The organism is Streptomyces sp. 8K308 (genome assembly GCF_004348315.1).
GTDB lineage: Bacteria > Actinomycetota > Actinomycetes > Streptomycetales > Streptomycetaceae > Streptomyces.
Genome location: NZ_SMKC01000553.1, coordinates 1 through 2,471, shown reverse-complemented (window position 1 = coordinate 2,471; position 2,471 = coordinate 1). Strand labels below are relative to the sequence as shown.

The 2,471-nt window shown below is 76.8% G+C and carries 2 protein-coding genes; both read right to left on the bottom strand.

The window, feature by feature from the left end:
- Window positions 1-241: 241 nt before the first annotated feature.
- Window positions 242-1,432: an allantoicase gene (gene alc, locus E1265_RS35555; RefSeq protein ID WP_132935074.1), complete on the bottom strand. Its 1,191-nt coding sequence runs from the start codon at window positions 1,430-1,432 to the stop codon at window positions 242-244.
- The coding region (allB, locus tag E1265_RS35550; RefSeq protein ID WP_132935073.1) for an allantoinase AllB at window positions 1,429-2,471 on the bottom strand (1,043 nt) is incomplete at its 5' end. The genes allB and alc, both read right to left, overlap by 4 nt.

Genomic DNA, 2,471 nt, shown 5'->3' with positions numbered 1-2,471 from the left:
CCGTAGGCGAGCGCGGCGGCGGACGGTGTGGGGGACGCGGTGGGGGTGCTGGCGGTGGCCGGGGCGCCGACCAGGACGGTCAGCAGCAGGGCGCCGAGGGCGCCGGCCCGGACGGACCGGGCGCGGGGCCCGGCCGCACGAAGGTTCATGCCCATGCCAACAAGTGTGACGCGCGTAGCGCGTCGGCCGTCAACCACGCATCGCCGATATTTCCCAGGAGTTCACACGGTCGGGCGACGTTTCACGCGTTCCCCGCAGCCGGAAGCCCGTCCGTCAGTTCACGGTGGCGAACGACAAGCCGGCGGGCGCCGGCCTCGGTGAGCGAGCCGTGCAGGCGGAGCCTGGCCACCCCGCCGTCGGGGTGCACGTCCAGCCTGGCGTGGGTGGCCGGGCCGGCGTCGGGCAGCACCAGGCGGTGCACGGCGTCGGGTTGGAGCGGGGTGCGGGGCAGCACGGTGCGCCAGTCGGCGCCCGGCGCGTCGGCGTCGAGCAGGGCGAGGGCGGCCCAGCCCGGCGCGTTGCCCCGGTAGTTGCCGGTGTCGATCTCCACGGCGCGGATCACGCCTTGCCCGGCGAGCCGCAGCCGCAGCCAGTCGTGGCCGTGGTCGCGGCGCCTGCGGGTCTCCCAGCCCTCGTGCATCTCCCGGGAGCGTCCCGGGTGGATGACGTGCGCGGGCGGCGAGAAGAAGCGGTCGGAGGCGTCCTCGACGGCGCCGCCGTGTTCCAGGGCCGCGAGGTCGAAGGTGCCGAGCGCGGCCAGCCAGGCCGGGTCGGCCACCGGCTCGCCGTGCGCCCGTAGCCTGGCCACCCCGCCGTCCGGGTACTGGCTGAGCCGCAGGTGGGTGAAGCGCCGCTCGACGCCGGCGACGGAGAAGGCGTTGGCGGCGTGGCCCCCGACCGGCGTGCGGGGCAGCAGTTCGGTCCAGCCGCCGGCGCCGGCCGGGTCGGCGGTCGCCTCGACGCGGACCGCGGCCGGGTGGTTGCCGCGGAAGTGGGCGGTGTCCACGACGAGTCCGCGGATGACGCCGGGGACGCCGAGCCGGACGACGGCCCAGTCGTGGTCGTCCTCGGCCGGGTGCGGGGCGTCCGCCGAGGCGCCGCGCCGGCGGCGGGTCTCCCAGCCGTCCATCATCTTGCCCTTGTGGCCGTAGGCGGTGGGGTCGAAGCCGGCGGGCTCGGGGCGGATCAGGTTCTCGCGCTCGGCGAAGAACTCGTCGCTCGCGGCGGTCACCGAGCCGCCGAGCCGCCGGTCCGCGAGGTCGGGGAGGTGGGTGAAGGGAAGGTCGCCGGGCGCCGGCGCGCGGTAGTCGGCGTAGGGGTCGCCGCCCGTGTAGGGGCGGGCCGGGCCGGTGAACTCGGTCCGGGTGAACTCGGTGCCAGCGAACGAGGCGGGGGCGAACCCGGTGCCGGTGAGGGAGGTGGGGGCGCTCATGCGTCGGGTCCTCTCTGGAGCAGCCGGCCGGCGGCGGGCTCGGCGACGTGACCGTCCTCGGCGATCAGCCGGCCGCGCAGCCAGGTGGCGCGGACCACGCCGTGCAGCGTGCGGCCGGCGTAGGCGGTGACGGGGTTGCGGTGGTGCAGGGCGGCCGGGTCGACGGTGAAGGTGGCCTCCGGGTCGAGGACGGTGAGGTCGGCGTCCATGCCGGGCGCGATGGCGCCCTTGTAGGTCAGGCCGGCGAGCCGGGCCGGCCCGGTGGCCATCCAGCGGGCGACGTCGGCGAGCCGGTGGCCGCGGGCTCGGGCGGCGGTCCAGACGGCGGGCAGCCCGAGTTGGAGCGAGGAGATGCCGCCCCAGGCCGCCCCGAAGTCGGGGACCTTGAGGTCGGGGGTGCAGGGCGAGTGGTCGGAGACGACGCAGTCCAGGGTGCCGGCGGCGAGCCCGGCCCACAGCGCGTCCTGGTTGGCGGCCTCCCTGATGGGCGGGCAGCACTTGAACTCGGTGGCGCCGTCCGGGACTTCCTCTGCGGTCAGGGTGAGGAAGTGCGGGCAGGTCTCGGCGCTGATCCGGACGCCGCCGGCCCTGGCCTCGGCGATCAGCGGGAGCGCGGCGGCGGCGGAGAGGTGCAGCACGTGGACGCGCGTGCCGAACCGCCGGGCGAGGGCGATCAGGCGGCGGATGGCGTCGAGCTCGGCGGCGGGGGGCCGGGAGGCGAGGAAGTCGGCGTAGGCGCGGCGGCCGGCCGGGTCCCGGGCCTCGGCCAGCCGCTCCGGGTCCTCGGCGTGCACGATCAGCAGCCCGTCGAAGGCGGCGATCTCGGCCATGGCGGCGCCCAGCCGGTCGGCGTCGAGCTCGGGGAACTCGTCGACCCCGGAGGGCGAGAGGAAGCACTTGAAGCCGAAGACGCCGGCCTCGTGCAGCGGGCGCAGCTCCGCCGCGTTGTCGGGGACGGCGCCGCCCCAGAAGCCGAGGTCGGTGTGGGTGGCGGCGCGGGCGGCGGCGCGCTTGACGGCCAGGTGCTCGGGGGTGGTGG